We start from the raw sequence: 25888 nt of genomic DNA, 5'->3' as shown, positions 1-25888 counted from the left end.
AATCTTGAGAAGTCATAAACATAACGAATGTCGGTTGTTTCTGGTTGAATAATTTTTTGTCGTTGATAGCTCGCATTGCCGTCTTTATCAACAAATTATACCCCTAGCAAAAATCTTCTGTATAGTTTTGAAACTTAAAAAAAATACTTTATGAATATTTTAGAACTAAAAAATCCTAAAACTGATTTATAATGGAATAAAAAAAAGGAAACTATATGGAAAGAAGGTCTAAAGGCAATGCTCGAATTATTTTTAGTGTTGCTAGTGGTAATTTTTTAGAGATGTATGATTTTGCGGTTTATGGTTTTTATGCTGCTTTTATTGCCAAAGTATTTTTTCCTGCTCAAAATGAGTTTATTTCTTTAATGCAAAGTTTTATGGCTTTTGGGGTAGGCTTTTTGATGCGTCCCATCGGAGCTATAGTTCTTGGGTCTTATATGGATAAATATGGTAGAAAAAAAGGACTTGTTGTAACTTTAGGTATTATGGCTCTTGGAACCTTAACTATAGCTTGTTGTCCTGGTTTTGAAAGTATAGGAATTTTGGCTCCCATTATAATAGTAATTGGAAGGCTTTTGCAAGGTTTTAGTGCTGGAGCTGAAATAGGAGGAGCAAGTATTTATTTAGCAGAAATTGCACCAAAAAATTTACGTGGTTTTTATGTTTCTTGGCAAAGTGGATCTCAGCAAGTCGCCACAGTTTTTGCAGGTGCTTTGGGTGTATTTTTACATTATCTTATGGGTGATGTTATTATGCAAACTTGGGGTTGGAGAATTCCTTTTATAGTTGGATGTTTAGTCGTGCCTTACATTTTTTATATAAGGAGAACTCTAGATGAAACACCTGAATTTAAAGCCAAAATTCACCAAGCTCCAAAAACTCTCGGAGCTATTTTCAAAAGTATTAGAGAAAATATATCTATAATAGTTTTTGGAATTATGTTTGTAATGATGACGACAATAACTTTTTATTTTATTACTTCTTACACTCCAACTTTTGCTAATAAAGTCTTGCATTTTACTAAATTAGAAAGTTTTACAATCACTGCTATTATAGGACTTAGTAATCTTTTTTGGTTGCCACTTTCAGGCTTTATAGGCGATAAAATAGGAAGAAAACCTATTTTACTTGTGATCACTTTTTTAGGAATCATCAGTGCTTATCCTATGCTTAATTTTTTAACTCATAATATATCTTTTACAAATTTACTTATCGTTGAATTATGGTTTAGTTTTATTTTTGGTGCTTATAATGGAGCTATGGTTGTTTCATTATCAGAAATTATGCCAAAAAATGTAAAAGCTATGGGTTTTTCTTTTTCTTATTCTATAGCAACAGCGATTTTTGGAGGATTTACTCCTGCAGTTTCAACTTATTTGATAGAAAAAACTAACAATCCTGCTTCTCCTGCGTTTTGGCTTACTTTTGCGGCAATTTGTTCTTTTATAGCTTCTTTGGTTATTTTTAAAAAAGGTGGGGTTTATGAAAAACAACAAAAAGGAGAATAAGATGGAATTTGATGTAGCTGTTATAGGCGGTGGTAATGCGGCTCTTTGTGCAGCTATAGCAACAGCAAGCCAAAAAACAAAGTTAAAAATAGCACTTTTAGAAAGTTCTCCAAAGGAATGGCGTGGTGGAAACTCCCAACATACTAGAAATTTACGCTCTATGCATGATGCACCTACAGACGTCTTGGTTAAAACTTATAGCGAAGATGAGTTTTTTGAAGATGTTTTTAAAGTAACCAAGGGACAAACCAATGAAGAATATGCTCGTTTTGTCATCTCTCATACGCCTAAAGCAGTGGAATTTGCCAAAAAACATGGAGTGCGTTTTCAACCTTCTATGCGTGGAACTTTGCACCTAGGACGCACAAATGCTTTTTTCTTAGGGGGTGGAAAATCTTTGATTAATGCTTATTTTAATGCCGCAATAAATTTAGGTGTTGAAATTTTTTATGAATTTGAAGCTTTGGATTTAATCATAGACAAAGGAATTTGTAAGGAAATTTTAGTTTTCGATAAGAAGCAAAAACGAGAAGTGAAATTTAAATCTAAGGCTGTGATTATTGCAAGTGGAGGCTTTGAGTCTAATTTGGAATGGCTTGAAAAAGCTTGGGGAGAAAAAGCAAGAAATTTCATCATTCGTGGGACTCGTTTTAATCAAGGTAAAATGCTAAAAGCTTTACAGAAAAATCGTGCACAAATCATAGGTGATCCCACTCAAGGGCATATGGTTGCTATCGATGCAAGGACTCCAAAATACGATGGGGGCATTGCTTCAAGGGTAGATTGCGTATCCTTAGGTATAGTGGTGAATAAAAAAGCACAAAGATTTTATGATGAGGGTGAGGATTTTTGGCCAAAACGTTATGCAATTTGGGGGCGTTTGGTGGCAAATGAAGAGGATCAAATTGCTTATTCTATAACCGATTCTAAAGTGCAAAAATGTTACATGCCCTCACTTTTTGAACCTATAGTGGCAAATTCTATTGAAGAATTAGCCTTTAAGATAAACTTAGATCCAAAGGCTTTAAAAATAACTATAGATGAATATAATCAAAGTGTTGTAGAAGGAGAATTTGATCATACTATACTAGATAATTGCCACACTCAAGGTTTAAAAATAGAAAAAACGCATTGGGCTTTAAAAATAGACACTCCGCCGTTTTATTGTTATCCTTTACGTCCAGGAGTTACTTTTACCTATATGGGGGTGAAAGTGGATAAAAATGCAAGGGTGTATCAAGAAAATGGAGAGCTTTTTAAAAATATCTTTGCAGCCGGTGAAATCATGGCAGGAAATATTTTAACCCAAGGCTATGTTGCAGGCTTTGGTATGAGTATAGGAAGTGTTTTTGGACGTTTAGCCGGCGAAAATGCATTTGAGTTAGTAAAGGATATGAAATGAAAATTACAAAAAATTATGAAGAAGTGCATAAATCTTGTATTATATGCAATTCTTGCCGCTATTGCGAGGGGCTTTGTGCAGTGTTTCCAGCTATGGAAAAAAAGCGTGAATTTTCCTTAAAAGATATGGATTATTTGGCTAATTTATGCCATCAATGTTCTGAATGTTTTTATGATTGTCAATACGCTCCACCGCATGAATTTAACGTTTCTATTCCTAAACAATTTGCAGCTCTTAGACAATACAGTTATGAAAAATACGCTTTTCCTAATTTTTTAGGCTTAGCTTTTAGGAAAAATGCAGTTTTAAGTAGTGCTATTTTGATCTTTTCCTTATTTTTTGGATTTTGGAGTGCTAGTGTTTATAAAGGTGAAAACACTCAAGGAGATTTCTTTGCTATTGTTTCTTATGATTATATGGTGAGTGTTTTTGGCATAGTTGTGCTTTTGATGGTTTTAGCTTTGGCGGGCAGTGTAGCAAAATTCTACCATGCTATAAAATTAAAAAATCTTAATATTGCTGTTTTTATAAAAAGCTTAAAAGATGCTCTAAGTCTTAAATATCTAGGTGGGCATAAAAACGAGGGTTGTACTTATCCTAATGAAAAGCGTTCTAGCGTAAGAAAAATATTTCATCATTTTACTGCTTATGGTTTTTTATTTTGCTTTATAGCCACATGCTTAGGAGCATTTTATCATCATTTTTTAAATTTAGCAGCCCCTTATGATTTTGCCCAACTTCCTAAAATTTTTGGGGTCATAGGAGGTATTATGCTTTGCATAGGCACTTTGGGACTTTTTGTTTTAAAATGTATAGCAGATAAAAACATAGTAGATGATCAAAGTGTAGGGATGGATTATGTCTTTATTTTCATGCTTTTTTTAGTAAGTTTTACAGGACTTTTACTTATGTGTTTGAAGCAAAACTCTTTATTGCCTTATATGCTTTGGTTGCATTTAAGTTGTGTTTTGGCTTTTTTTATCATGGCACCTTATTCTAAATTTGTGCATATGTTTTATCGTTTTATTGCACTTTTAAAATATAATAGCGAAGAAGAAATTTGATATAATAATGCTTTTTTTAAGGCATTATTTATGAAAAATATTTTTATGTATTTTAAAAAACAAAATTATATTTTTGTGAAATCAATTTAGAGACTTTACACGCAAAAACTGCTTTGATTTTATTACATTATTAAATTCCAAATTTTCAGCTTTTAAAACCAAGATTAAACATAAAAATGTTAAAATATTTGTTTTCAAAAAAAGGATAAGCAATGAAAGTATTACTCATTAAAGATGTTAAAGCTCTTGGTAAGGCTGGAGAGATCAAAGAAGTCAAAGATGGCTACGGACAGAATTTTTTAATTGCTAAAGGCTTAGCTAAAGCTGCAACAAATCAAGTTTTAAAGCAGTTTGATGCCGAACAAAGAAAAAAGGCTGAGAATTTGCGTTTTGAGCTTGCAAATTTAGAAAAACTTAAAAGTGAATTAGCCAAAGTAAGCTTAGAGATCAAAAAGCCAGTCGGTGCGAATGGCTCGCTTTTTGGCGGGGTTACAAAAGATGAGATTGCTATAGCTTTAAAAGAACAATGCGGTTTTGAGCTTGATAAAAAAAGTTTAGAATGTGAAACTATAAAAACGCTTGGTTTGCATGAGATTGGCGTTAAGCTAGGACACGCTATACATGCAAGCTTTAAGCTTGAAGTAAAGGCTGAGTAATGTTTCACGCAACAACTATACTCGCTTATAAGGGCAAAAACAAATCAGTCATAGGCGGGGACGGACAAGTAAGCTTTGGCAATACTGTGCTTAAAGGCAATGCTGTAAAAATTCGCAAACTCAATAACGGCAAGGTTTTAGCCGGCTTTGCAGGAAGCACAGCTGATGCTTTTAATCTTTTTGATATGTTTGAAAATTTACTCAGTGCTTCAAAGGGTGATTTACTTAAGGCTGCGATCGATTTTTCTAAAGAATGGCGAAAAGACAAATACCTAAGAAAGCTTGAAGCTATGATGCTTGTGCTTGATAGAGAACATATCTTTTTGCTTTCTGGCACAGGTGATGTGGTTGAACCAGAAGATGGGCAAATCGCAGCCATAGGAAGTGGCGGAAATTTCGCCCTTAGTGCAGCTAGAGCCTTAGCTAAACACACAGAGTTAGATGAAGAAGTACTGGTAAAAGATAGCCTACAAATTGCAGGCGAGCTTTGCATATATACAAATACAAACATAAAAACTTATAGCATAAAGGATACAGAAAAATGAATTTAACTCCAAAAGAAATCGTTGAATTTTTAGATGATTATGTTATAGGACAAAAAAACGCCAAGAAAATCATAGCCATAGCCTTAAGAAATCGTTACCGAAGAATGAAGCTTTCTAAAGAACTTCAAGAAGATATCACCCCTAAAAATATCTTGATGATAGGCTCAACTGGTGTTGGAAAAACTGAGATCGCAAGGAGATTGGCTAAGATGATGGGCTTTCCTTTTGTCAAGGTTGAAGCGAGCAAATACACTGAAGTTGGCTTTGTAGGACGTGATGTAGAAAGCATGGTAAGAGACTTAGCAAATGCAGCTTTAACTTTAGTTAAAAACGAACAAAGAGAGAAAAATCAAGAAAAAATTGATGAATTTATAGAAAATAAAATCCTTGAAAAACTCCTGCCGCCCCTACCAAAAGGCATAAGCGAAGAAAAACAAAACGAATACGCAAACAGCCTTGAAAAAATGCGTGCAAAGCTTAAAGATGGCAAGCTTGATGAAAGCGTGATCGAAGTAGAAATTTCACAAAGTATGTTTGATACTAATCCAAATTTACCGCCTGAAATGGGAGCTATGCAAGATATAGTAAAAGTTATAGGCGTTGGAAGCAAAAAAGTCAAAAAAGAAATGAAGATAAAAGATGCCAAAAATGCTCTTCAAAACGAAGCAAGCGAGAAAATTTTAGATATGGAAAGCATTAAAAGCGAGGCTTTAAAAAGGGCTGAAAATGAAGGCATTATCTTTATCGATGAGATCGATAAAGTCGCTGTTTCAAGTGCAAACTCAAGCAGACAAGATCCAAGCAAAGAGGGTGTGCAAAGGGATTTGCTACCTATAGTAGAAGGCTCAAGCGTGCAAACAAAAATCGGCACGCTTAAAACCGATCACATACTTTTCATAACAGCTGGAGCTTTTCACTTAAGTAAGCCAAGCGATTTAATCCCAGAACTTCAAGGACGTTTTCCTTTAAGAGTAGAACTTGACAGCCTTGATGATAAGGCACTTTATGCCATACTTACTCGCCCTAAAAATTCGCTTCTTAAACAATACAAACAGCTTTTAGCTACTGAAAAAGTAAAACTTGAATTTAAAGACGAAGCCATTCACAAAATCGCACAAATCACAAGCAAAGCAAATAAACAAATGCAAGATATAGGTGCAAGAAGATTGCACACTGTGATTGAAAAGCTCCTTGAGGATTTAAGCTTTGAGGCTGATTTACACGCTGGTAAGAACTTTGTGATTGATGAGGCTATGGTTGAAGAAAAACTTGGCTCTATCATAGAGGATAAAGATTTGGCAAGATATATATTGTGAGAAGTGGTTTTATAAGTGTCATCGGGCGAACAAATGCTGGCAAAAGCTCGATGATCAATTCCTTGCTAGGTGAAAATCTCACTATCATTTCTCATAAAAGAAATGCCACGCGTCGCAAAATCAATGCCATTATCATGCATGAAAACAATCAACTCATTTTCATCGATACACCCGGACTTCACAAAAGCCAAAAAATTTTTAATCAAAAACTCGTAGAAATCGCTCTTAAAAGCATAGAAGGGGCTGATCTTGTGTTTTTTGTAGCAAGCGTTAAAGATGATTTAAGTGAATACAAAGACTTTTTAAGCTTGGCTTGCAAAGTTCCACATATCGTGATTTTAAATAAGGTTGATTTGGTGGATAATGCGTATTTGCTTACAAAGATGAATGAGTATTCAAGCTTAAGCGAGCATTTTAAGACTTTGCTTCCCTACTCAAGTAAGCAAAAAAGTGCCAAAAAAGCTTTACTTGATGCTGTAGTTAAATTCTTACCTGAACACCCACACTACTATGATAGCGAACTCTTAAGCAGTGCAAAAGAAAAGGACATTTATAAGGATTTTATACTTGAAGCGATTTTTCAGAGCTTTAGTGATGAGCTTCCTTATCAATGTGAGCTTGAAATTTCACGTTTTGAGGCAAAAGAACATATACTTTTTATTGACGCAAACATCATCACTTCAAGCCATAACCATAAAGCTATGATTATTGGCAAAAACGCTACAGCTTTAAAAAGACTTGGCAAAAACGCAAGGATAAGGATAGAAAAATTTGCCCAAAAAAAGCTTATGCTAAATCTTTTCGTGCAAGTGAAAAAAAATTGGGATAAAGATGAAGACTTTCTTAAGCAAATTCTTGAACTTTAAGCCCTTTAAAACCCAAGACATAAAAATACAAATTGTCGCGTTTCAAGATATTTTATACACCAATTTCAGGCTTGATAAGCTCGAAAATATCGATGAAGAAAGCTTGTTTGAAAGGGCTTTAGCCGAATTTGATATACAAGAAAATCTAAGCTATGTGATGAGCTTTATCAAAAGTAAAGAAAGGGTGCATATCTTTTTAACTCTTTTTGAAAATTTATACACAAAAGAAGATTTTGCCTTAAGTGAAGCTGTGATTTTAAGAAATTTGCAAAACCTGTATGTGGATTTAAACCAAACATTTGCAGTGCTTGTTTTACAAGATAAGTATGCTTTTATCGCCTTTTTTAAGCAAGATGAACTTTTGTATTGCAAAAATATCCCCAAACTTTGCCTTAATGTTTTTAAAAATAAAAATACTCAAGAACAAGAAAAATTTTTTATAGAAATTTTACTCACTCAAGCCAAATGTGAGACGCTTTTAAAGCAGTATCAAAGCCAAACACTTTTGATTATCAATGATCATTTTAATCTTAGTAAAATACTTCAAAATAAGCTTTTTATACAAATTTATAAAGATGCAACAGAGCAAGATGAGCTTTACAAAAAGCTTGCAAAACTTGAGATAGAGCAAAATCAACCCCAAGCTAATTTTTTAAGAAATACAAAACAAAGCTCATTTAGTGCTTTAAAAGGCTTGGTTTTGAGTTTTTCATTTGCTTTTGTGCTAAGCTTTTGTGGTGGTTTAATCCATGCTTATCTTACACACCACACGCTTAAGACAGACTTTCACAAGCAAGTCGATCAACCTTCATTAAACGAGCTTGAAGAGCTTACTCAAAGCATAAATTTAAAACTTGAGCAAAAGCAAAATTTAATCAAAAGCTTAGAATCAGAGCTTGCTAGCACGATCACAAGCCCTCTTTATACTCTTAGCAAGCTCTTTGCTTTTTTAGATGAAAATGATATAAAAATCATAAGTTTAGAGCTTGAAAATGAAAACTTAGTTAAAATCGTTACGCAAGGTAATGAGAACAAATTTGAAAAACTTTATAACAATGATGATTTTATACTCAAGCAAAAAATAAGCAAAGATGATATACATGAGTTGCATTTAAGGATAAAAGATGAGTGAGAAGTTGGGCTTTTATCTTGATAGATTAAGCTTAAGAGAAAAAATTCTTCTTGGTATTATAAGTTTGCTTTTGGGTGTATTTTTAGGCTTAAAATTAGCTCAAATATTGAGTTTTTGGTATTATGATCCACAAAATTTAGAACGCTTTTCAAACGAACAAAGACAAATTCTAAAACTTTCTTTACTCAAAGAAGAACAAAAACTTAATCTTAATGAGCTTGAAAAAACACTTTTAAATTTTAAAGTTCCCTATCAAAAGCAACTTGATGAGCTTTATAAACTTGCCAATGCCAAGCACATACATTTTAATTCTATCAAAGATAAAAAAATAGAAAAAGAGTATTTTATAAGTCATGAACTTGAGCTTAAATTTGAGGCTGAATTTATGAAAGCTATGCAGTTTTTAAAGGCTTTAGAGCAAATAAATATTGGTTTAAAGGGTTTAAATCTTGTAAAAGATCAAGATAAAAAAGGACTTAAAGTCGTGATTTATCTTGATTTTCTTGTTTTGAAAGCTTATTGAAGGTGAGTTTGTAAAGCTGGCGATTCAAAGCACAAAACGTTTTTGCTCTTTTTAAGCTCAACACCCCCTCCTTTTTTTTAAAAAAAGAAGCTAAAAGTGCATTTTAAAACGTCATTGCTTCTGGATCACAAAGCATCTTCGTGGAGCCTGAATTTTCAGCAACGCTAAGCTTATTTTTATCTAAACTAAATTCGCCAAAAAAGTAGCTACAATCCCGAATTCGCCCTTTGAGAAGTTGATATTTGGCTTTTCTTCGCCTTTATACTCAAGTTCATTACCCAAAGCTACGATTTTAGCAATCGTAATTTCTTTATCTTCAAAGTCTAAAACCTGATCTTCACAGCCCAACAAAAACCTGCGAGCAAGCAAGCTAAAACGGTTTTTCATTGTTTTTCTTACTCATTATATGTTAAGTTTATGGCATTTTCATAAAGCATTATAAAGAAAAAGATTACCCACAAAGTGTAATTTATACAGAGTTAAAACAAATTTTGAGCTACATTTAAAGAAATGTGAATTGAGGTAGGGAAAGGATAAAATGCTGTATATAAATTTAAGAAAGGAAAGTGCTAGGCTAGAGCCTTATAAAATTAAAAATTATTTTTTAGTAATTTTATAGGCTAGATTTCCTAGAATTTGTATAACTTGCACCAAAACAAGCAAAACAATCACGGTTAAAACCATCACATCGCTTTGAAAACGCTCATAACCATATCGTATAGCCACATCACCTAAGCCTCCGCCTCCAACCGTACCAGCCATAGCTGAAAAGCCTACTACTACGATAAGCGTTAGTGTTATGCCATTAATAAGGCTTGGCAAGCTTTCTACAAACATTACCTTAAAGATGATTTGGGCGTTGCTTGCTCCATAAGACTTTGCCGCTTCTATAATGCTTTTATCAACTTCTTTTAATGAACTTTCTATCATTTTGGCTAAAAATGGAGCTATACCCAAAGTTAGCGGCACTATGGTCGCTGTTGTGCCTATGCTTGTGCCTGTGATGATACGCGTTAGTGGCATTAAGACTATGATTAAGATGATAAAAGGAAAAGAACGCACTATATTGACAAAAAAATCAAGCACAGCATATAAGCTTTTATTTTCACTGAGTCCTCCTTTATCCCACACCGCAAGTAAAACGCCAGGGATTATAGCCAGTAAAAAACCAGCAAAGGTTGAAACAAAAGTCATATACAAGGTTTCAAGTAAAGCTGGACTTAAAATATCTAGTAGTATCATTTCTAATCTTTCAGCTTGCATTAGGCTACCTCCCATAAAACGCCACTTTTTTGAATAAAGTTAAGCACTTTTTCTTTATCCTTTTCAGCTACATTAATCACTAAATTTCCTAAAGCGATGTCATTAAGCTTTTCTATCTTGCCCCAAACTATGTTAAAATCTATATTTAATGCCCTTGCCATACTTGTGATCACGCTATGTTGAGCCACTTCTTTTGGAAAGAAAAGCTTGATATTTACTCCTGTTTGAGGCAAAAAGTCGTTTTCGCCTAAAAATTCTTGCATTTTAGCATTTGGTTTTAAGAAAAGCTCGTGAATTTCCCCACTTCCTATGATATGTCCGTGGTCAAGCAAAGTAGCCTTGCTTGCGATTTCTTTTACTACTTCCATTTCATGAGTGACTAAAACTACGCTTATGCCAAGCTCATTATTGATCTTTTTGATAAGCTCTAAAATATTTTTGGTTGTATTTGGATCAAGTGCTGAAGTTGCTTCATCACTGAGTAAAATTTTAGGCTTTAAAGCCAAAGCTCTAGCTATAGCTACTCTTTGTTTTTGCCCTCCGCTTAGCTCGTTTGGATAGGACTTTGCTTTTTGTTCCAAGCCTACCATAACAAGGAGTTCTTTTACTCTTTTGTCAATCTCGTCCTTTTTAAAACCATGAATTTGCAAAGGCATAGCCACATTTTCAAAGACATTTTTTCTACTCATCAAAGCAAAATGTTGAAAAATCATACCTATATCTTTACGAAACATTCTGAGTTCTTTAGGATTTTTTGCTACTTGCGAAATTTCTTTACCAAAGACTTTTAAAGAGCCATTTTGATAATTTTCAAGCGCGTTTATGCACCTTAAAAGTGTGGATTTTCCAGCCCCACTATGCCCTACTATAGCAAAAATTTCTCCAGCCTTAACACTTAAACTTACCTCATCGATGACAAGTTCTTTGCCGTAGTATTTTTTTAATTTGTTAATCTCTATCATTTTTACCCTTTAAATTTTCAAGTTCAAGTTCTATCTTTTCAAGCTGGACTTGAAGCGTGTTTAAGGCTTCTTGATTTTGTGCGATAACTTCTTTTGGAGCCTTGCTTATGAATTTTTCATTTTTAAGCATATTTTCAAGCTTGCTTTGCTCTTTTTGAATTTTAAGCTTTTGATTTTCAAGCCTTTGTAAAACTGCACTAAGATCAATATTTTCAAGCGGTATAAATACGCTCAAGTTTTCACTTACATCAGCACTTGCATTGCTTACTTTTTCAGTGATAAACTCCACTTCCTCACTCTTTGAAAGCAAGGTAATAAAATGTGTGTAAGCTTTTAAAACCTCATTTAAGCTTATATCATTGAGCTTGATAAAAGCCTTTTTGATCTTGTTTTGCTCAATCAAGGCTTTAGCACGGCGGATACTCACTATGCTTTCTATGATGAGCCCAAAAAGCTTTTCACTTTTTTCATTTTGTGCTTTAAAACACGGAAATTTTGCTATCATCAAAGAAGGGGCGTTTATAAGCTCTGTATTGCTAAGCTTATGATATAAATACTCGCTAATAAAAGGCATAAAAGGATTTAAAAGCTTTAAAGCCTCTTTAAATATACTGCCAAGCTCTTTTACACTGCTTTTTTCAGCCTTGCTTAGCTCTATACCCCAGTCGCAAAACTCGTCCCAAAAGAAGCGATAAAGAGTATTTGCAGCATCATTAAAGCGGTATTGCTCTAAATTTGCTCTTAGCTCTTTTATGCAAGCTTCAAGCCTACTTTGCATGTATAATCCAAGCTCACTTTTTAGCTCTATCTTTTCTAGTTCAGCAAAGCTTTGTTCATTTAGGAGTAGATAATTTGCAGCATTATAAAGCTTGTTTGTAAAATTACGAATTTGCATAAGTTTATCATTACTTAGCCTTATATCGCGTCCTTGCACGGCTGAAATAGCTAGAGTAAAACGCAAGATATCTGCACTATATTCTTTGATAAGTTCATTTGGATCGATGATATTACCAAGTGATTTGCTCATCTTTCGCCCAAGCTCATCTTTAACTAAGGCGTGTAGATATACCTGCTTAAATGGTAGCTTGTGCAGTGCGTTTGTGCTTTGAAAGAGCATTCTTGCTACCCAAAAAAAGAGTATATCAAAGCCAGTGATAAGTAAAGAATTTGGATAAAAGTCCTTTAAATCATCTTTTTGATAAAGCTTACCCTCTCCTAAGCCTTCATTGCCCCAGCCTAAAGTGCTCATCGCCCAAAGTCCCGAGCTAAACCAAGTATCAAGCACATCTTCATCTTGCTTAAACTTTACACTCTTGCATTTTGGACACTCACTTGGCATTTTTTCGCTTGCAAACTCAGCCCCACATTTACAATAAAAAACTGGAATTTGATGCCCCCACCAAAGCTGTCTTGAAATACACCAATCCCTCAAATCTCTCATCCACGCATTAAAAGAATTGATCCAATGGCTTGGAAAAAAGCTTATTTCTCCAGCATTTACCCTCTCAATGCTTTCTTTAGCCACTTTAGCACTGACAAACCATTGCTTTGAGATATAAGGTTCAACCACGCTTTTACAACGATAGCAAAGTCCGATTTGATTGTCATAATCCTCTATCTTTTCAACAAAGCCGTGTTTTTCAAGTTCATTTATGATAAGCTCTCTTGCTTCAAGCCTTTCAAGCCCCTTAAACTGCAAACAATGATCGTTTAAAATGCCTTTTTCATCAAAGATAGTAATAAATTCTAAACCATGCCTTAAGCCCACCTCATAGTCGTTATGATCATGAGCTGGTGTAACCTTAACCACTCCTGTTCCAAAGCCCATATCCACATGCTCATCAGCGATAATCTCAAGTTCTTTATTTACAAGGGGTAAGATGAGTTTTTTACCTACTAAATGCTTATACCGCTCATCGTTTGGATTGACCATTACAGCTGTATCGCCAAAATAAGTCTCTGGACGCGTAGTAGCCACGACAAGATAGTCTTTGCTTTCTTTTAAAAAATACCTTAAATGATAGAGTTTGCCCTTATTTTCTTTATACTCAACCTCTATATCGCTTAAAGCGCCGTCCTTACAGCACCAATTAATCATTCTATCACCTCTAAAGATCAAGCCTTGATTATAAAGTGAGATAAAAGCTTTTTTTACAGCATTTGCAAGCTCTTGATCCATGGTAAAACGCAAACGACTCCAAGCCGGGCTAATGCCAAGAGTTTTCATCTGTTCTACTATCTTACCACCGCTTTGTTCTTTCCACTGCCATACTTTTTTGATGAATTCTTCTCTACCGATTTGCTCTTTTTTTATGCCTTGAGCTAAAAGCTGTTTTTCAACTACATTTTGAGTGGCAATACCAGCATGATCAAGTCCGGGTTGATACAGCACCCTAAAGCCGTCCATTCTTTTATAACGCGTGATAATGTCTTGCAGGCTAAAAGTAAGCGCATGTCCTATGTGAAGCACACCTGTAACATTAGGTGGAGGCATCATAATGCAAAAATTTTTGCCTTCGCTTTGTAAATTTAAATTCCCATCAATTTCAAAATACCCTCTCTCCTCACATATCTTATAATACTCTTGTTCAACGCTTTTATCATACATTTTAAAATAGCCTTTTTACAATAAAATAGCTAGATGATACCCAAATTTGCCTAAGTTTTTCTTGAAAAAGAGCCAAGAATAAACAAAAAAAGCGGAAGAAAAAGATATTCTACACGAATTTAAGATCATGAAAGAAAACTCAAAAAGCTTGTTTGAATAGTAAAAAAAGCTTGACAAACAAACAACCATAGAAAAAAAGAGCTAGAATATCTTTTGTTATTTATTCAAAAAGGGTTTCAACGCGACGGTTGATATAACGCTTACTCTCGTCCATATCGTGAGTAAGTTGCTTGTCTTTTCCATAGCTTTGAATAATGATTTTGCCACTTATCCTTAAAAACTCACTTGCTACAGCTGCACTTCTTTTAAGCCCGAGCATATAATTATATGCCGCATTTCCTATCTCATCGGTATGTCCGCTTAAAACAATGCTTTTAATCTTGCTTTGTGGCTTAAGCGTAGCTTTAAGATCATTGATATAAAAGCTATTTTTAATGCTTTGCATTGAGCTTTGGTTGAATTTAAACCAAAGAGGTGGTAAGGGTTTGAAACTTGTGATAAAGTTTATTTCATCAAGTAAGCTTTTATTAAAAAGCGTGATTTTAATATTTTCTGTGTTTGCTTTTTCAACAAATAAAGCGTATTCTAAAAAGCCTCCTCTTCTGGAAAGCGTGGTAGTGATAGAATTGATCGTTTTTCTTTCATTTGCATGAAGCTTTTGCGAATCAACAATATACACATCATATCTTGGCTCGCCAAGACTTCTATCATGTTTAGAACGTTTTAATAAGGCTTCATACTCGCTTCTTAAGCTCTGCATTGCTGGGGCTGAATTTGGCTTTGAATCTCTTTGTGTGTTTGCTAGTGTGTTTTCCTCAAAAGCTTTGTTTTGAGAAAAGTTTTGAGCTGGCATAGTATTTTGTTGTGGTGGAATTTGTTGGGGTTGAGCTTGACTTGTTTGAGCACTTTGAGGGGAAGTTTGTGTTTTTGGCTCGTAAAAACTGATATTTTTAGGTTCTGAACTCGTAAGCACATAATATCCAACAGCACACAAAATGAGCACCGTAAGAATAAGTAAAATCATAAGCTTATTTTTCATCATTTTTCCTTAAGATGTATAAATTGCAAAAGCTATTTAAATGCCAAATTTTAAAGCATTTTAATTGAATAGTTTCCTTTTTCATAACACTACCAAAAAAAGCCTTATTTGTCAAATTTATACGCAAGCCCTTGTCAATTTCACATAGAAATTCTTTACAGCAAGCTCAATCAAAAAAAGCTCTGATTTGTGCTTAAATTTAATGCAAAAAATGCCTTACACCAGTAAAATATAAAGCCATGCCATGCTCATTGGCTGCTTGTATAACCTCATCATCTCTTATACTGCCTCCTGGTTCTACTATAGCTTTAACCCCAACCTTACTTGCCTCATCTATGCTGTCTCTAAAAGGGAAAAAAGCTTCACTTGCCAAAACACAGCCTTGCAAATCAAGCCCTAAATCTTTAGCTTTAGCGATGGCTACCTTTGCTGCATCAATGCGGCTTGTCATACCCATACCAATGGCTAGCATGGCTGAATCTTTAACATAGACTACATTATTTGACTTAGTTAAAGCTGCTATTTTAAGAGCAATTTCTAAGTCTTTAAATTCTTCTTTACTAGCTGCTCTTGTGCTTTTTAAAGACGCTTCTTTAAGCTCGTTTAAGCCTACCTTATCACTGCTTTGATACACAAAGCCCCCACCTATGTGTTTAAAATCAAAGTCATCATAAGCAGGATTCAAAAACTTACTTTCTTGAGTAAAAATTTTTATACGCTTTTTATTCTCAAATACTTCCAAAGCCCTTTTATCCACACTTGCAGCAATGATAACCTCAACATAAATTTCATTTATCTTTAAAGCTAGAGCCTCATCTAAAGCACCATTTATCGCCACTACACCACCATAAGCACTCACTGGATCACATTTTAAAGCCTGTATATAACTTTGCATTAAGTTTTCTTTCACAGCAAAACCGCAAGGATTAGCATGCTTTATAATAGCTACAGCTGGCTCTTTATCAAAACTTGAAGCTAAATTTAAGGCTGCGTTAATATCGGTAAGATTATTAAAACTTGCTTCACCCTTTAGAGCTTTAAAATGCTTGCTGAAAAAATCTTCAAATTCATATAAAGCTCCTTGCTGATGAGGATTTTCGCCGTATTTGGTGTCAAAAACTTTGCGTCCTATGATAAATTTTCTTGTTCCAAAGCCTTTGTTAAAACGATCGTTAAGATAATTTGCGATAAAACTATCATAATTTGCACTATGCTCATAGGCTTTTATCATTAAAGCTAGTCTAAATTTCTCATCAACCCTGCCCTCTTTTAAAGCAGCTAATACTTCAGCATAATCAGCCTTATCACAAAGCACTAAAACACTTTTATAGTTTTTTGCCGCTGCTCTTAGCATACAAGGACCACCTATGTCTATGTTTTCAACAATCTCATCAAAATCATCAGTTCTTTTAGTCGTTTCTTTAAAAGGATATAAGTTCACACATACTAAATCAATAGCCTCAATGCCTTGCTCCTTAGCTTCTTGCTCGTGAGCCTTATCCTCTCTTTTATATAAAATACCCCCATGAATTCTTGGGTGCAAGGTTTTAACGCGTCCTTCAAAAAGCTCATTTTGTCCTGTAAAATCACTCACTTCTTGCACTTTTAAACCCTCTTGCTTAAGCAAATTATAAGTGCCTCCAGTTGAAAGCAAGTCAAAGCCTAGATTTTCAAGCTCTTTGGAAAATTCTACTATGCCCTCTTTATCACTTACGCTTAATAATGCTTTTTTCATTGTATTCCTCCTTATTTTCAATACATAAAATAAATTTTCATCTATCTTGTATATATCCTTTTAAAAACTCATAGGCTTCATTAATATCTTTCATTTTTTATCTTTGTATTTGTTATATTTATTTTCCTCTTCAACGCGTCTGTAATGCCAATCTTGCAAGAAATTATAAATTTAATGAAAATAGCAACAAGAATAGAATGCTCTAAACTCATAAATTTTAAAAAATCAAAAATAGCACCTTTTTTGAATTGATAATAAGATATAGCCATCATAATAGAATTCCAAAGTGCCGATATACCAGATACAAGATAAAACAAAAAGATGATAATGTCTTTTAATCCTTTAAGCATAATTATCACTTTCCAAATGTTTTTTAAGCTTTTCATAAGCTTCGTTAATCTCTTGAAACCTTGCTGCGCCCTGTTTAAGCTCTGCTTCACTGACATTATTTGCATTTAAGATATCTGGGTGGTATTTTTTAGCTAAGGCTCTGTATCTTTTCTTAAGCTCGTTTATATCAGCATTTTTATCAAGTTCTAGCACCTTATAGGCTTCATCAAGGCTAAGTTCTTTGGAGCTTGAGTTATACCTAAAACTTGCGATGAAACTTTCAAGCTCTGAAGCACTTACACCAAAGGCTGAAGCGATGAGGCTTAAAAGCTTGATCTTAGTATCATTAATCACTCCATCTATACTTGCAACATACACAAACATTCTTAAAACATTCAAACGCTCATTTTGAGGCAGTGGCACCTCACGCATAAACTCATACGCCACGCTTTGCGTATCATTAAGCTCGTTTTTATGCTCGTTAAAACTTGCCTTTAAAAAAGCTCTTTCTTTCTCATCACTTGCATTAGCATTTAAAATTTGAGTGATCATATCCGCTTCGCTTTGAGAGACCCTACCATCGCTTTTTGCGATCTTAGCCAAAAGTGCAACAACATAATAATTCATCTTTTTTTTGTATTCATCAAGTCTTTGCTCATAAATGCCTTGAGCAAAACTTTTGCCAAAGCCTTTGCTTGCTCTTGTGAATTTTTGAAAAGTGCTTGATGATTGCCCTGCCATGTGGTTTTTATAATACCAAACAAAGGCAAAAATTGCCAAAAGTAAAAGTATAAAAGCCATTATAAAAATTCCTTTTTAAAGCTTGAAAAATAAAGCTCATTAAGCTCTTGCTTGCTTAAATTAATATCATTAAGCCTAAAAAATTGTTCTTTTGTGCTTACGCCAAGTTTAGTATAATTTACTCCAAATTCTTTTACAAACACTTCAAAACTCGCCTCATCACTTACGCCCACTACTGCCCTACTTGCACTCTCATCAAAAAGCAAAGCTTCATCGCTTGTTTTTGGGTGTTTAAAGCAAATATCAGCTTTTATGCCAAATTCACTAATAGCACACATTTTTGCTAAACATATAGCCAAACCTCCTACACCAACGCTACTAGCACATTCTAAAAGCTTATTTTCATTTGCCTTTAAAAGCAAATCCCAAAGTTTAAGCTCCGCATTAAAATCAAGTTCATTTAACTTGCCCTCGCACAGCTTATCTTGCACCTTTGCCACAAGCGAGCCTGCAAACTCACCTTTGGTATCGCCAAGCACATAAAGACTGATATTTTCTTTTTCAAGGCTTGATTTTAAGGAGTTTTGAGCATTCTCATTTAAGCCAACGCACACTATAGTCGGGCTTGGGTAAATGCTTGTCCCATCAGTTTCATTATACAAGCTTACATTTCCACTCACAACAGGCGTATTTAAAGCCTTACACGCTTCTTTTATACCCTCGCAACCTTGAGCAAATTGCCACATTACCTCAGCATTTAAAGGGCTACCATAATTTAAACAATCACTAATCGCCAAAGGCTTTGCCCCAGCACACGCTACCTTGCGTCCAGCGTTCATCACATTTAAAGCTGCACCTTTATACGGATCGATGAAATTTAGCCTTGAATTACACTCCACAGCCATAGCTAAAGCTGCATTATTTTCTTTAACACGAATCACGCTTGCTCCTAGCTTGCCATCAGCTTTGATTGTGTTTGTTTGCACGCTTGAATCAAATTGATCATAAATGAAAGCTTTATCAGCGATATTTTCATTGCTTAGAAGCGTTTTAAACGTATGAGTTGTTGGGTTTTTAAGCACAAAAGCAAGCTCTTTCATAAGCCCTAAATACTTTGGCTTTTGCGTTTTTCTATCTAAAATAGGTGCTTTTTCGCTCAAAGGTGCAATCGGTATCTCTCCCACAAGCTCATTATGCCAAAAAAGCTCCATTTTGCCTGTATCGCTTACCTCACCGATTACTGCTGCATCAAGAGCGTATTTTTCAAAGATCGCAATCACTTCTTTTTCTTTGCCCTTTTTTGCACAAATAAGCATTCTTTCTTGACTTTCACTCAACATAAGCTCATAAGGACTCATACCCTCTTCTCTCATCGGCGTTTGATCAAGGTAAAGTTTCATACCAGAGCCACTTTTGCCAGCCATTTCAAAAGAGCTTGAAGTAAGCCCAGCCGCACCCATATCTTGAATGCCGATGATAAGGTCTTTTTTAAATAGTTCTAAACAACTTTCCATTAAGAGTTTTTCAGTGAATGGATCGCCAATTTGCACAGTTGGACGTAAGTTTTTACTATCTTGACTAAAACTATCACTTGCCATAACAGCACCACCAAGCCCATCTCTACCTGTCTTTGAACCCACATAAATCACTGGATTTCCCACACCTTCAGCCTTAGCATAAAAGAGCTCTTCTTGCTTGCAAATGCCAAGTGCAAAGGCATTAACTAAGATATTGCCATTAAAGCATTCATCAAAATTACATTCTCCACCTATAGTAGGCACACCCATGCAGTTTCCATAATGTGCTATGCCACTTACCACGCCTTTAACAAGGTATTTTTGATGTTTAGTTATCTTAGCATCGTGTATATCGCCGAATTTTAAAGAATTTAAGCTAGCAACCACGCGTGCGCCCATAGTAAAAACATCACGCATAATCCCACCCACACCAGTGGCTGCTCCTGCAAAAGGCTCAATAAAGCTTGGATGGTTATGACTTTCTATTTTAAACACGGCTGCCATACCTCCGCCTATATCGATTACACCAGCATTTTCTCCGGGTCCTTGTATCACCCAAGGCGCTTTTGTGGGAAAGCCATTAAGATATTTTTTGCTCGACTTATACGAACAATGCTCGCTCCACATAGCTGAAAATACACCAAGCTCAAGTAAATTTGGCTCTCTGCCTAGAATTTTAAGTATTTCTTTATACTCTTCATCGCTGATTTTATGTGCTTTTATAATGTCCTTATCCACACTCACTCCTTTTAAATTTATTTACCCAAACAAAAATGGCTAAACATTGCATCAAGCACTTCGCTGTGTTCTATCTTTTGCGTATATTTAGCGATTTCATCTAAAGCCAAATGAAGTTCAAAAGCAAAAAGTTCAAGTGAATTTTCTCCAATTAAAACCTTAGCCCTTTGCAAAGCCTTACTCGCCTTTTCAAAAGAATGCACTAGTTCTAAATTTGGCAAAACAAACTCCACACTTTCTAAAGAATTTAAATATAGTTCTAAAGCCTTTAAAAGCTCATCTAAAGGCTCTTTGGTGCAAAGTTTTATGGAAGATAAGTCCTTTGGAAAATCAAATTTGGGCTCTAAATCGCTTTTATTGAGCAGTAAAAAAACTTTTTTTTCGCTTTTATCACTCAAAAAAGGCTTAACAAGCTCTAAAATTTCAGCATCTTCTTCATCAAAAGCCCTTGAGTTATCAAACACAGCAATAATAATATCAGCCTTTACAATGGCTTCTTTACTCAGCTTTATACCCATTTGCTCTATAGTATCACTTGAGTTTCTAATGCCGGCTGTATCGATGATTTTTGCTAGATGAGAGCCGATTTTTAGGCTTTCTTCTATGGTATCTCTTGTGGTGCCAGCTGTATTTGAAACTATAGCTCTTTCATAGCTTAGAAGAGCATTTAAAAGCGAGGATTTACCAACATTTGGCTTGCCAATGATAGCGATTTTAAAGCCCTCGATAAGTCCTTTTTTTGTTTTTGAGATTGAAGCGATTTGCTCAAGCTTTTTGGCATTTTGCTCGCACATACTTTGAATATCTTTGAGTAAATTCAAAGGTAGATCATCATCAGCATAATCAATGCTTGTTTCAACAAAAGCAAGGCTTTTAAGCAGATCATTTCTCATTTGTTCTAAGAGCGTTTGAAGCCTGCCTTCTAAATTCCTTGCGATAAGTTTTGCACTAAAGGCTGATTTGGCTTTGATAAGCTCGCTGATATGCAAGGCTTTTAAAAGACTCATTTTATCATTAAGATACGCTCTTTTACTAAATTCACCAGCATTTGCCAAACGAACCCCATACTTCAAAAGCTCTTCAAGCAAAACAAAAGCGACACTAAAGCCACCATGGCTTTGAAACTCAACTACATCTTCACCTGTAAAGCTATGAGGAGCTTTAAAAAAAAGAAGGATTACTTCATCGATAAGTTCATTGTCTTGAGTGTAAATTTTGCTTAAATGAGCGTAGCGAGGTTTTAAATGCGTTCTTTTACTTATCAAAAGTGCGATTTCATAAGCTTTAGCCCCACTTAATCTAACTATAGATATGGCAGCTTCGCCTTGAGGCGTTGCTATAGCAGCTATGGTTTCATTCATCTTTTTTGAAAAAGTCATTCACCACAACGAATTTTTGATCACCGTTTTGTCTTATGCCTACATATTTGTTTGGAAAGCGTTCTCTTAGCTTTTCAAGAGCGATTTTTACAAGCACTCCATCTAAATGTTTGGTTTGTGCGCGTCCTATAGCCTCAACTTTTTCGATGATATTTTTAAGATAAAAGTCCATGCCTTGTTCTTGATTTTTTAAAAATTCAGCAATTTCAAGTCTAACCAAAAGCTTATATTTTGAATTGATCCAGTTATGAAGCAAATAAGACAAAGCTTTATAACGATACCCTTCCTTACCTATCAAAAGTGCCGCATCTTCGCCGTCAAGCTTAATATAAATACTATCTTTGCTATATACTCTAAGCTCGCTAATAGCTATCTTAAAGCCTGAAATAGCCATTAGGTTTTTAAGCTGGGTTTTGATCTCCTCAAGATAAAACTTCGGATCTTTAAGCTCTTGCTCTTCTTTATGAAAGCTTACAAAAATGCTTTCCTCTTTGATCGTGTATGATGGGGCTTTGAGTCTTTCTTTGCTTTTGTATCCTTGAGTTTGTTTTTCAAGTGTTTTATCGGTATTTTTTTCACTTGCCCTTTCCTCTAATCTTTCATCATAAGACTTAATATATGGCTTTTTCTCATAAGAAAAGTTTTTATCTTCAAAACTTTGGGGCATTTTATCAAATTCTCTTTTTTTGTTTTGTCTATCTGCTTTGTGATAAGGCTTTTTCTTGTTTTTTGCTTCTATGATCGCATTTTTTTGAAAAAAACCCAAAAAGCCTTTACTTGCTTGTTGAATAACTTCATATTCTAAATCCATAACAGAACAAGATAAGTTCTGTGCTGCCTGCGTTAAGGCACTTTGTAAATCTTTTGCTTCAACTCTCATTGTATTTTTTCCACTTCTTTATTTTTGTGATGTTCTTTTGCGAAAAGCTTATTTATAACCCATTGCTGCAAAAGCGAGCAAAGGTTATTGGTGCACCAATACAGCGTAAGTCCAGCCGGAAAAGTAATGAAAAAGAAAGTAAAGATGATAGGCAAAAACTTCATAATCTTAGCCTGAGTTGGATCTTGTATAGCCATAGGTGTGATAAGCTGCTGTAAAAACATAGTCGCTCCCATAAAAATAGGCAAGATAAAATACGGATCCATCACAGACAAATCATGTATCCAAAGCGCCCAAGGAGCAGCTTTAAGCTCGATAGCATTTAAAAGCACACGATAAATCGCAAAGAAAATTGGAATTTGCAAAAGTATAGGCAAACACCCAGCAAAAGGATTTGCTCCGTGTTTTTTGTATAGCTCCATCATATGAGTATTCATTTTTTGCGGATCGCCTTTGTATCGCTCACGAATTTCTTTCATCTTTGGAGCTAAATCCTTGAGCTTATTCATAGAAATCATTGATTTGTAAGTTAGTGGAAATAATATGAGGCGGATCACAAGCACAAGCACAACTATAGCCCAGCCCCAATTTCCAAGATAGCTATGTAAATAATTTAAAAACCAAAATACCGGCTTAGCGATAAAGGTAAACCAGCCGTATTCTATGACGTTAATCAGCCTTTTATCAATACTTTCAAGTATGATATGTTCTTTTGCACCTATGTATGCTCCACTTTTAAATTCATTGTTTGAACTCACAAAGATCAGTGAATTTCCTGCCTTATCCTTGCTAATCACAGCATTTAAGCCTTCATTAAAATTATAAAAAAGCGAGGTATAATAACGATCAAAACCAGAAGCAAGATACACCAAACCAACACTTTCATCATCTTTTACATCGCCATCTGCAAAGGTATGAATAGTATCTTCTTTATCAAGGAACAAAGCTCCATGAATCGTATAAGAATCAACCGTCTCACTCGGACGCGAACCGGGGGTGATAAAGTATTGTGCGTTTTTACTAAGTTTTACTTCTATAGTGTAATTACCCTTTGCGTAAAAAGTAAGAATTTTTTCAATGCTAAGCTCTCCTAAATTTTGAGTGAGTTTAAGCGTAGCAGGGGAGTTTTCGCTTACAAGAATTTCATTTTTATCGCTTGTATAGCTGGTGCTAAAAGCAAGTGCGTTGATACGAGCATCATTAAATCTTAGCTCTAAAGGCAAAACTTGAGCGTCTTTAGCGATAAGATTAATCGCTTCTTTTGCTTCGTTTTGATATTTGCTGTCTTTTAAAATAAAACTTGAAATGCGTCCTAGCTCATCGATGCTTGCTTTAAAATGCTCGCTTTGGATATTAGCGATAATTTTTTTACTCGCACTTTCTAAAGCGCTTGCTGGACTTTGTGAATTTGAGCTTACTTGAGTGTTTATGCTTGGAGCTTGATTTTGCGTAGAGATGAGACTTTCATTGACTTCTTGGCTTATATTTTGCTCGACATGAGCTGGTTTGCTTACAAAAAATTCTCCATACACAATGAAAAATAAAAAAGATAAAACAACGGCGAGAATGACTCGTTTTTGCTGACTTGGATTAGATGAATTCACGATTTTCCTTTAAAAAACTTTTTTAACGATATAAAATTTTTGATGTGCGTAAGGGATATAAAAAAATTTAATCTTTATGTCTGCTTTGTATGAACTAGGTTTAAAATCAAGCTTAGCGATCTTTGGATAATCAAATCCACCTTGAAAATAAGGATTACACCTTAAAATTCGCCACAAACTTAAAACAAAAGCGACAAAAAAATTTCTTTTTTCAAATTGCCATTTAGCGTATTCAGAACAGCTTGGATAAAAGCGACAAACTCTAGGTTTTAATGGGCTTAAAAAATGCTGATAAAAAGCTATAGTCTTAACGCAAATCATCTTAAACATTGCAATTTCTTAAGCCCCCATTTGATATTTTTCTCAAGCTTGTGAAAATTTAGCTCATTGATCTCATCTTTGGCAATAAAGACATATTTGCCCTGTATGAGTTCTTTTTCTACCTTACAAAAGAGCTCCCTTAAAAGCCTTTTTGCTCGGTTTCTTAGCACTGCTTTGCCAACTTTTTTGCTTGCAACTACTGCCATTTTATTGCAAAAATGGGCTTGATAGTAGATGATAAAGCCTTCGCAGTGCCACTTCTTCCCTTCTTTGTAAAGGCGTAAAAATTCCCCAGCATCATTTATACTCGGTGTTTTCACTATACAGCCAATCTTTTTCTGCCCTTTGCTCTTCTTGCATTAATTACCTTGCGTCCGTTTTTTGTTTTCATACGCACTCTAAAGCCGTGTGTGCGTTTTTTAGGCGTCTTATGCGGTTGGTAAGTTCTTTTCATTTATTATCCTTAAAAATATAAAATTTAAAGCTTGCTATTATAATCAAATATTACTTAAATTTGCTTTTAATTCACATATTTTAAGAGTATTTTTTATAATAATTTGTTAAATTTCATTTTCAAATCAAAAAAAGGAATCAAAATGTTCAGCATACAAGAAGCATGTAAAGAAGATTTAAATGAAATTTTAGAAATGGTAAAAGAACTCGCCGAGTATGAAGATATGCTTGATGAGCTTGTTTGCACCAAAAAAGACTATGAAGAAAGCTTTTTTAAAGACAATTACGCTAAAGCTCTCATCTTAAGAGAACAAGGCAAAGCAGTTGGTTACGCGATGTATTTTTATACCTTTTCAAGTTTTTTAGGTAGAGGTGGGATGTATCTTGAGGATTTATATATCAAAAAAGAATTTCGCAAAAAGGGCTACGCAAAGGCTGTTTTTAACCATCTTGCAAATATATGCAAAGAAAAGGGTTTGAAACGTCTTGAATGGGTTTGTCTTCACGATAATGAACTTGGCATTAATTTTTACACACGCTTAAATGCTGAAAATATGTCGCTTAAATGGCGAACTTACCGCCTAGCAGGCGATATGCTCAGTAGGCTTTTTCCTCAATGAATAATATTCGCTCTTTGTATTATCTTAAGGCTTTTGGGTATGAATTTATCGACAAAAAACTTGATTTTATGCCTCAAAGTAAAGATTATGAAGAGTTGCGTTTAAGGGTGCAAAACTGCCAACTTTGCCCGCTTTCAAAAAGAAGACGATTTTGCATTATGCAAAATACTTTTAAGCACTATGACTTAATGGTTGTTAGTGATTTTTTATCAACAAGTGAAAATGAAAGCAAAACACTTTTAAACTCTACTGAAGGTATGAAACTTAAGCTTTTACTTAAAGAAAATTTAGGTTTAGGGCGAGAGGATTTTTATATGAGCTATATTTACAAATGCTATAGCCAAAACAAAGACGATGATTTTGCACTCAAGCAATGCTTGCCCTATCTTTTTGATGAACTTTTTTTTATCAACCCAAAGATCATTCTTTGTCTTGGAAAGCAAAGTTTTTATCATCTTGGCTTTGAGGATTTTACGCGTCTTAGGGGCGAAATTTTACATTTACATCAAAGCTTGATTATGCCAAGCTTTGATGTAAAATTTATACTCAAAAATCCAAGTTTTGAACAAGAATTTATCAAAGATTTAACAAAACTCAAAGCATTTTTATGAAACAATAAGTTTTTA

At 34.6% G+C, this 25888-nt stretch carries 25 protein-coding genes and 1 pseudogene; 11 read left to right on the top strand and 15 right to left on the bottom strand.

Annotation, left to right across the window (positions count from 1 at the left end; genetic code table 11):
- The first annotated feature begins 215 nt into the window (after positions 1-215).
- From DMB91_RS01795 to DMB91_RS01755, 9 genes are all read left to right on the top strand, one after another.
- Entirely contained in the window at positions 216-1508 is a 1293-nt protein-coding gene (locus DMB91_RS01795) for an MFS transporter (RefSeq protein ID WP_034905222.1), read from the top strand.
- On the top strand, positions 1483-2910 hold the full coding sequence (gene tcuA / locus DMB91_RS01790) for an FAD-dependent tricarballylate dehydrogenase TcuA (RefSeq protein WP_052043211.1): 1428 nt from the start codon (positions 1483-1485) through the stop codon (positions 2908-2910). The genes DMB91_RS01795 and tcuA overlap by 26 nt, the downstream gene beginning before the upstream one ends.
- Positions 2907-3974 carry a tricarballylate utilization 4Fe-4S protein TcuB gene (tcuB, locus tag DMB91_RS01785; RefSeq protein WP_034905225.1) on the top strand — a complete coding sequence of 356 codons (1068 nt, stop codon included), beginning with the start codon at positions 2907-2909 and terminating at the stop codon, positions 3972-3974. The genes tcuA and tcuB overlap by 4 nt, the downstream gene beginning before the upstream one ends.
- A 212-nt stretch (positions 3975-4186) precedes the next feature.
- Positions 4187-4630, top strand: coding sequence for a 50S ribosomal protein L9 (rplI, locus tag DMB91_RS01780; protein ID WP_034905543.1), 444 nt, complete (start codon positions 4187-4189; stop codon positions 4628-4630).
- On the top strand, positions 4630-5175 hold the full coding sequence (hslV, locus tag DMB91_RS01775; protein ID WP_034905545.1) for an ATP-dependent protease subunit HslV: 546 nt from the start codon (positions 4630-4632) through the stop codon (positions 5173-5175). The genes rplI and hslV overlap by 1 nt, the downstream gene beginning before the upstream one ends.
- Positions 5172-6491: an HslU--HslV peptidase ATPase subunit gene (gene hslU, locus DMB91_RS01770; RefSeq protein WP_034905547.1), complete on the top strand. Its 1320-nt coding sequence runs from the start codon at positions 5172-5174 to the stop codon at positions 6489-6491. Before hslV ends, hslU begins: the two co-directional genes overlap by 4 nt.
- A complete protein-coding gene (era, locus tag DMB91_RS01765; RefSeq protein ID WP_034905549.1) occupies positions 6488-7357 on the top strand; it encodes a GTPase Era in 870 nt (289 codons plus the stop codon). Before hslU ends, era begins: the two co-directional genes overlap by 4 nt.
- Positions 7347-8489: a hypothetical protein gene (locus DMB91_RS01760; protein WP_034905551.1), complete on the top strand. Its 1143-nt coding sequence runs from the start codon at positions 7347-7349 to the stop codon at positions 8487-8489. Before era ends, DMB91_RS01760 begins: the two co-directional genes overlap by 11 nt.
- Positions 8482-9012 carry a hypothetical protein gene (locus DMB91_RS01755; RefSeq protein ID WP_034905553.1) on the top strand — a complete coding sequence of 177 codons (531 nt, stop codon included), beginning with the start codon at positions 8482-8484 and terminating at the stop codon, positions 9010-9012. The genes DMB91_RS01760 and DMB91_RS01755 overlap by 8 nt, the downstream gene beginning before the upstream one ends.
- A gap of 180 nt (positions 9013-9192) precedes the next feature.
- On the opposite strand, the gene DMB91_RS01745 is transcribed toward DMB91_RS01755, so the two are convergent.
- The 15 genes and pseudogenes from DMB91_RS01745 to rpmH form a co-directional block, all read right to left on the bottom strand.
- Complete coding sequence (locus DMB91_RS01745; protein WP_034905556.1) at positions 9193-9399, bottom strand: hypothetical protein; 207 nt, start codon at positions 9397-9399, stop codon at positions 9193-9195.
- Between the two features lie 216 nt (positions 9400-9615).
- Positions 9616-10242 (bottom strand): annotated as a pseudogene (locus tag DMB91_RS01740) (methionine ABC transporter permease); the annotation flags it as partial.
- 32 nt (positions 10243-10274) lie between these two features.
- Complete coding sequence (locus DMB91_RS01735; protein ID WP_034905560.1) at positions 10275-11237, bottom strand: methionine ABC transporter ATP-binding protein; 963 nt, start codon at positions 11235-11237, stop codon at positions 10275-10277.
- Positions 11224-13845 (bottom strand): valine--tRNA ligase, encoded by a 2622-nt coding sequence (locus tag DMB91_RS01730; protein ID WP_034905563.1) that lies wholly within the window; start codon positions 13843-13845, stop codon positions 11224-11226. The genes DMB91_RS01735 and DMB91_RS01730 overlap by 14 nt, the downstream gene beginning before the upstream one ends.
- Before the next feature lie 220 nt (positions 13846-14065).
- The gene (locus tag DMB91_RS01725; RefSeq protein WP_052043221.1) at positions 14066-14944 is read right to left on the bottom strand and encodes an OmpA family protein; all 879 of its coding nucleotides are present in this window, start codon (positions 14942-14944) and stop codon (positions 14066-14068) included.
- A gap of 199 nt (positions 14945-15143) precedes the next feature.
- A complete protein-coding gene (purH, locus tag DMB91_RS01720; RefSeq protein WP_034905565.1) occupies positions 15144-16679 on the bottom strand; it encodes a bifunctional phosphoribosylaminoimidazolecarboxamide formyltransferase/IMP cyclohydrolase in 1536 nt (511 codons plus the stop codon).
- 80 nt (positions 16680-16759) lie between these two features.
- On the bottom strand, positions 16760-17029 hold the full coding sequence (locus DMB91_RS01715; protein ID WP_143116781.1) for a hypothetical protein: 270 nt from the start codon (positions 17027-17029) through the stop codon (positions 16760-16762).
- Positions 17022-17810, bottom strand: coding sequence for a TerB family tellurite resistance protein (locus DMB91_RS01710; protein ID WP_034905568.1), 789 nt, complete (start codon positions 17808-17810; stop codon positions 17022-17024). The genes DMB91_RS01715 and DMB91_RS01710 overlap by 8 nt, the downstream gene beginning before the upstream one ends.
- On the bottom strand, positions 17810-20005 hold the full coding sequence (purL, locus tag DMB91_RS01705; RefSeq protein ID WP_034905570.1) for a phosphoribosylformylglycinamidine synthase subunit PurL: 2196 nt from the start codon (positions 20003-20005) through the stop codon (positions 17810-17812). The genes DMB91_RS01710 and purL overlap by 1 nt, the downstream gene beginning before the upstream one ends.
- Before the next feature lie 17 nt (positions 20006-20022).
- Positions 20023-21366, bottom strand: coding sequence for a tRNA uridine-5-carboxymethylaminomethyl(34) synthesis GTPase MnmE (gene mnmE / locus DMB91_RS01700; RefSeq protein ID WP_034905604.1), 1344 nt, complete (start codon positions 21364-21366; stop codon positions 20023-20025).
- Complete coding sequence (locus tag DMB91_RS01695) at positions 21359-22264, bottom strand: Jag N-terminal domain-containing protein (protein ID WP_034905573.1); 906 nt, start codon at positions 22262-22264, stop codon at positions 21359-21361. Before DMB91_RS01695 ends, mnmE begins: the two co-directional genes overlap by 8 nt.
- Positions 22261-23871 (bottom strand): membrane protein insertase YidC, encoded by a 1611-nt coding sequence (gene yidC / locus DMB91_RS01690; protein WP_034905575.1) that lies wholly within the window; start codon positions 23869-23871, stop codon positions 22261-22263. Before yidC ends, DMB91_RS01695 begins: the two co-directional genes overlap by 4 nt.
- A 6-nt stretch (positions 23872-23877) precedes the next feature.
- On the bottom strand, positions 23878-24198 hold the full coding sequence (gene yidD, locus DMB91_RS01685) for a membrane protein insertion efficiency factor YidD (RefSeq protein ID WP_034905577.1): 321 nt from the start codon (positions 24196-24198) through the stop codon (positions 23878-23880).
- Positions 24186-24509, bottom strand: a complete 324-nt coding sequence (gene rnpA / locus DMB91_RS01680) for a ribonuclease P protein component (RefSeq protein ID WP_052043222.1) — start codon at positions 24507-24509, stop codon at positions 24186-24188. Before rnpA ends, yidD begins: the two co-directional genes overlap by 13 nt.
- Positions 24509-24643: a 50S ribosomal protein L34 gene (gene rpmH / locus DMB91_RS01675; RefSeq protein WP_004277342.1), complete on the bottom strand. Its 135-nt coding sequence runs from the start codon at positions 24641-24643 to the stop codon at positions 24509-24511. The genes rnpA and rpmH overlap by 1 nt, the downstream gene beginning before the upstream one ends.
- Positions 24644-24785: 142 nt before the next feature.
- Here rpmH and DMB91_RS01670 point away from each other — a divergent pair, with 142 nt between their 5' ends.
- Positions 24786-25262, top strand: a complete 477-nt coding sequence (locus DMB91_RS01670; RefSeq protein ID WP_034905583.1) for a GNAT family N-acetyltransferase — start codon at positions 24786-24788, stop codon at positions 25260-25262.
- A complete protein-coding gene (locus DMB91_RS01665) occupies positions 25259-25873 on the top strand; it encodes a uracil-DNA glycosylase family protein (RefSeq protein ID WP_034905585.1) in 615 nt (204 codons plus the stop codon). The genes DMB91_RS01670 and DMB91_RS01665 overlap by 4 nt, the downstream gene beginning before the upstream one ends.
- The last annotated feature ends 15 nt before the right edge of the window (positions 25874-25888 follow it).

It is taken from the genome of Campylobacter sp. MIT 97-5078, from assembly GCF_006864455.1.
Classification (GTDB): domain Bacteria; phylum Campylobacterota; class Campylobacteria; order Campylobacterales; family Campylobacteraceae; genus Campylobacter_D.
This window is presented reverse-complemented; position numbering and strand designations above follow the sequence as displayed.